The organism is Nocardioides sp. J9 (genome assembly GCF_007829375.1).
Taxonomy (GTDB): domain Bacteria; phylum Actinomycetota; class Actinomycetes; order Propionibacteriales; family Nocardioidaceae; genus Nocardioides.
In genome coordinates this window covers 1-5,281 of sequence record NZ_VLJQ01000019.1, presented here as the reverse complement: position 1 = coordinate 5,281, position 5,281 = coordinate 1, and the positions used below count along the sequence as shown (strand labels likewise).

Sequence of the window (5,281 nt, the reverse complement as noted above, 5' to 3'; positions counted from 1 at the left end):
GTTGTCAAGGGTCGTGTTCCGCGCCGGTGCTCGTTGTGSCTGCCGGTGGAGTCTGTCGCTGACTGTGCGGTGGTTGGCCGGCTCCGCATTCAGCGCAGTCGTTCTGTGGATCCGTGTTCTGCTTGTGGCCGCGGGGCGTGGGATCGGGGCGGAGGGGTTGAAAAGCAGTGGTGGCCGAGGCCACCCGTCTTTCGGGTGGCCTCGGCCGTAGTTTCTCGCGGCGTGCGGTGGTGGTTGGTCAGGCTGCGGGGAGCTCGAAGTTGCTGGTGGTGATCTTGGCGGCGGTCTCTTCGGGGACTGCGTAGGCGCCGATGGCTCGGATCATGGAGTCGGCGCTGTTGCGGCCGCTGAGGGTGAGGGCGTCCTTGTATCCGTTGGCCTGGAGGGCGGTGGCGATGCGCCAGTGGGCGATGCTGCTGGCGGTGATGCCGTGGGAGGCCTTGGTGGTGGTCGAGSCGGTCTTGGTGGTGTCCTTCGTCGGTCGCTTGGTGAAGCCGAGGTCGGCGAACAGCTTGTCGATGGTGCGCTGGACGCCGACGGTGCGGGAGGTGTTCTCCTGCAGCAGGGTGCGCTGTCGGCCGCCGGTGCGCTTGGTGTCGGGGGTGTAGGCGAATTCCTTGGTGTGGGGGCGTCCGTCCGCGAGCCAGGCGCGGTTGAAGCGGGACAGGATGGTGGTGGCCGGGCGGGTGAGGGTCAGGTGGCGGCGGTCGATGTGCGCGTTGCCGGTGGCGAGGACCTTGGTCGGGGTGTGGGGGTCGTTGAAGACCTCGATGGTGACACGGCTGATCTCGAGGGGCACCATGCCGGTCTCGCTGAGGGCCCAGAGCAGCGCGGTGCGGTCCAGCGGGTCGCGCTGGGAGGCGAGGTGGGCAGCAACGCGGCCCAGGAGGATCTCGTCGTCGGTGAGCGGGCGGTGGATCCGGTCGCGGCGCTGCTGGAGGCGGATGCTGTTGGCGTAGACGGTCTCGGGGCGGCTGTTCTTGGGGCTGGAAGGGGAGCCCTGGGCCCCGACAGCGGCGGCGGCCGCGGCGACGAGGAGGTTGCGGTAGCGGTGCAACGGCTCGGCGACGGACGAGCTCAGGAACCGGGTCACCGTGCTCGCCTCGATCCCGACGAGGTGGGCCAGGATGATGCGCTGCTCCTTGACCATGTCGTAGACGTTGTAGTGGCCGCGGTCGAGGACCTCACGCAGTCGGGTGAGGGCGCTGAGGGTGGTCTCGCGGGTGGCGGCGGGGATCAGATCGTACTGCTCGCACAGATCAATGAACTCATCAATGGCGAAGGTGCCGGAGCATCCACGGAAGCTCGTGCAGAGCGAGGGCGTGGACTTCTTGTTGCTGGTCTGCTTGTTGCTGGTCTGCTTGTTGCTGGTGGTGTTGCTGGCGTTGGTGGCCATGGTGGTGTTCTCCCAGGTTGGTATCGAGAAGCGGACGAGGGAGGACGGTGGGGACAGCGACGGGTTAGGCAATCGCTGCACGGGGCTCGGGGGATGTTTTTTCGACGGGTTTCCTGAGCGCCGGGCGGCGGTGGCGTGAACGGCGACCGAGTTCGGCTGCTGTGCGCCGTGGCCGGGCCGCGTGCTGCCCGGGCCGCTTGAGGGTGTGGGCCGCTGGTCGGTGGCGGAGCCGAAGTGTCTCGTCGATGCCAAGGTGTCGGCTCGCGCCATCAGAACGTTGGGCGGAGATGCCGCCGCCCCGAGCCCGAGCCCGATCCCGAGCCCGAGCCCGATCCCGAGCCCGATCCCGATCCCGAGCCGAGGCGAGACCGAGACGACCGAGAGCCGGCGTCGGCGGGGTGCTGACGGGTCTGTGGGGCTTCTCGTTGGGGCGGCTCGCGGTGGTGGGGTGAAATGACGTTGAGCCCGTCCCTGTTCGGGACGGGCTCAACGTGACTGGTTGATGTGTTGTGGTGTTGGTCTGGGTCAGGTTCCGATGGGGAATGCGATGTGCCAGGTTCGGCTGTTGTTGACCAGGCCGGCGAGGAGGAAGTCGAGTTCCTGGGCTTCGGCGGAGTAGCTGGCGGCCCGCTTGTGGGGGTAGCTGCGTTTGACCCAGGCGTTGTGTGACTCGCTGTCGTTGCGGCGGGAGAAGAACGCGGTGAACTTCCGCTCGGCGGGGGTGTTGAGGGGCAGGCGGTTGTTGTAGGCCTCCCCGATGTCGTCGGCGCGGCACAGCGGCCGCAGCCGCCATCCGACGGGGTCCTCAGGGGTGCGGGCGCCGGCGTCTCCTGGCTGGTAGCGGTGGGGCTGGGGCTCCCACAGGTAGGAGTACACGAGGTCGCCGTGGGGGCAGGGGATGAGGTACTCCAGCTTCGAGGTCCACAGCCCGTCGGGTCGCTGGTGGTGGGTGTTGGCCATGCACGGCAGGTAGGTGACCTTGACGCTGTGCGCGAGCTCGTCGTGGTCGGCGATCTCGAACATGCCTCCGTCGTCGACGGCGAGGCGGTGCGCGCACTCACCCTCAGGTGTGTGGTGCACGATGGGGTCGAGCTCGCGGAACTCGCTGTGGACCAGGTCGAAGTCCCTGCGGTTCGACTTGGGGTAGATGCTGGTGCCCAGGGGGAGCCGGTCGCTGGCGGTGACCATGTCGGCCAGGACGTGGTAGCGAATGGCCACTTTGGTGTGCGTGTCGAGCTGCGTGTGGTGGGCGGCGGCCTTGAGTGCGATCTTGTCGTCGATCTCGGATGAGTCGTCGCGGCTGTTGGCGACGGGCTTGCCGACCGTTTGGAGTCGCATCGTGGCCATCAGGTAGTCGACCAGCCAGCCGGTGATCACGCGGTCCCAGATCACCCCGTGCATGCCGTCCTTGGCGAAGCGGTAGACCTCCTCGATGAGCTCGAGGGCCGCCCACTGCTCAGCGCCCAGCGCGACCCGCGTTCCCAGCACGAGCCGGCCGGCGTCGGTCCATGTGTAGACGCCGACCATGTTGAGGCCGCGCAGCTGCTCCTTGCCGTCGGCCCTGGTGTCGGTCAGGGTCTTGACGACGCGTGCGGTCGTGGCCGACGTCGCCCTGCTGTGGAGCGGGATGCGTTCGCCGGTGACGGGGTCGGTCACGACGCGGACATCGGAGGGCGGCTTGACGACCGTGCCGTCGCCGTAGATGTAGTGCCGCTGGTCGGGGCAGGTGCCGTCCGGGACGACGCCGGGGTGGAGGTTGCCCAGCTTCCAGGCCATGCCGATCGCGACCCGGGTGAACTGGGTGTTGAGCTCGCGCATGTGGGCCTGTGAGCCGACCAGCTTGTCGCGGAAGTAGAGCACCTGCTCGCGCTTGGGGGGGCACGGCCGGCAGCTGGGCCGGCCCCGTCTCGATGCCCTCGGCGCGCATCTGCTCGACCTGGAGGCGGTAGGCCTCACAGACCTTCTTCCACAGGCCAGGAGAGGTGTGCAGTGCCTCGACCGCGCCGGACATGGAACCGAAGATCCGCGCGAACGCGATGATCATCAGGAAGCAGGTCGGCGGGTACGGCGAGCGGCGGCCGCGGGCCCCGGGCTTGGCCAGGACCCCGTCGAGCACGGCACCGAGGTGGTGCAGCCCGAGGAACCCGGCCAGCTCCACGGCCTGGGTGTGGTTCTCCTTGCGAGTGGTCCCGTTGAGGCTGGCTGGCCTTCGGATGGGCGCCGGGCTCGAGGACGTGCGGCAACTGGCGCTCCCGCTGCGACCGTCCCCGATCGGGTGGCGCTCGTTGCCGGGGTCGGCGTTCGTGCTGGTCTGGATCGTGTCGATGGACATCGTGCGCATCACTTCTAGTCTTGGTGGCCGCCCGTGTTGGCGACACCACCACGATGGCTTCTCGCGGTCCTGTCTCGCGTCCGACAAATGCGTGAATCGTCGGGTACTGCATCTGCAGGACGCCTACTGCAAATGCAGTACCCGGCAACACCACCCGGACGGGCTATCGGGCCCTGCCCCCGGATCTTGGACACGGTGGGTGATTACGCAGCGGTCGGCAGCGTAGCGGCCCGACGGGCCTCGTAGGTGGACGGGGACAGGTAGCCGCACCAGGTGTGACGGCGACGTGTGTTGTAGCGGACGAGCCACTTGAAGACCTGCCGGCGACAGGTCGGCTCGTCGGGCCAGCAGGCGGCGTCCTGGAGGACCTCGCGCTTCAGCGTGGCGTTGAACGACTCCGCGAGCGCGTTGTCGGCTGAGGATCCGATGGCGCCCATGGACTGGGTGACGCCGAGCAACTTGGCGAGCTTGGCGTAGTCCTTGCTCGTGTAGACCGACCCGTGGTCGCTGTGGAAGATCGCGCCCTTGAGGCTGCCCCGGGTTGCGGCGGCGGCCTTCAACGCGTCCTCGACGAGCTCGGTGCGCATGTGGTCGGCGATCGCCCACCCGGCCACCCGACGGGAGTAGCAGTCGATCACTGTCGCCAGGTACAGGTTCGTCCCGTCGGCCAGCGGTAGGTAGGTGATGTCCCCGACGTAGCGCTGGTTCGGTGCCTCGGCGGTGAAGTCGCGCTTGAGCAGGTCGGGGTACTTCTGACCCGACGGCTCGGGGATCGTGGTCCGCACCCGGCGCTTCTTCACATAGCCACGAATGCCCTCCAGCCGCATCACCCGCGCGACGCGCTTGTGGTTCACCCGCTCACCGGCCGCCGCGTGGTCGCCGAGTTGAGCGTTGAGCTCGGCGGTGATCCGCGGCGCCCCCTGGGTGTTGTCCTGCGCGTGGACGGCCCGGATCCGCACCGCCAGCGCCGCGTCGTCGGCTGCTCTGGCTTCTCGGGCCGGGGCGGCCTTGAGCCAGGCGTAGTAGGAGGAGCGCTCGATCTCGACGAGCTCGCACAGTCGCTTCACCTCGAAGGTGGTGGAGTTGTCGGCGACGAACTGGAAGCGACTCACCAGCGCGTCTCCCCGGCGAAATACTTGGCCGCCCGCTGCAGGATCTCCCGCTCGGTGGTCAGCTTGGTCGTCTCGACCTCGAGCTCGTTCACCCTCGCCTCGAGCCGGGCGATCTTCTGCTCGGCCGTCTCCCCGGCCGGCGCCGGCGAGCTCTTCGTCGTGGTCGTCTTCGATTGCAACGGGCTGGAGGTCAACGTCCCGTCGGCAGCGGTCTTCTTGCCCGTCCCGTACACCTCGAGCCAGTGCCGCAACGTGCCGCGGACGATGCCGAGATCCTCGGCAATGCCGCGGACCGTGGCGCCCGGGGTGGACTCGTACAAGTCGACGGCCTGACGACGGAACTCCTCGGAGTAGTTCTTCCTGGCCATGATTCTCGGATCATCTCGCTTCCCCAGCACCACGTGCTGGATTCAGCGTGTCCAAGATCCGGGGTCAGGCCCC

General features: G+C 68.1%; 3 protein-coding genes. All 3 read right to left on the bottom strand.

Features of this window, described 5'->3' with window-relative positions:
- Nucleotides 1-238 precede the first annotated feature (238 nt).
- A complete protein-coding gene (locus L615_RS02290) occupies nt 239-1,396 on the bottom strand; it encodes a hypothetical protein (RefSeq protein ID WP_145723978.1) in 1,158 nt (385 codons plus the stop codon).
- A 525-nt stretch (nt 1,397-1,921) separates the two neighbouring features.
- A complete protein-coding gene (locus L615_RS02280) occupies nt 1,922-3,256 on the bottom strand; it encodes a hypothetical protein (protein WP_145723977.1) in 1,335 nt (444 codons plus the stop codon).
- 675 nt (nt 3,257-3,931) lie between these two features.
- A protein-coding gene (locus tag L615_RS02275; RefSeq protein WP_145723976.1) for an IS3 family transposase occupies nt 3,932-5,208 on the bottom strand; the annotation gives its coding sequence in 2 pieces (ribosomal slippage) (nt 3,932-4,857 and nt 4,857-5,208; 1,278 coding nt in all).
- Between the last annotated feature and the right edge of the window lie 73 nt (nt 5,209-5,281).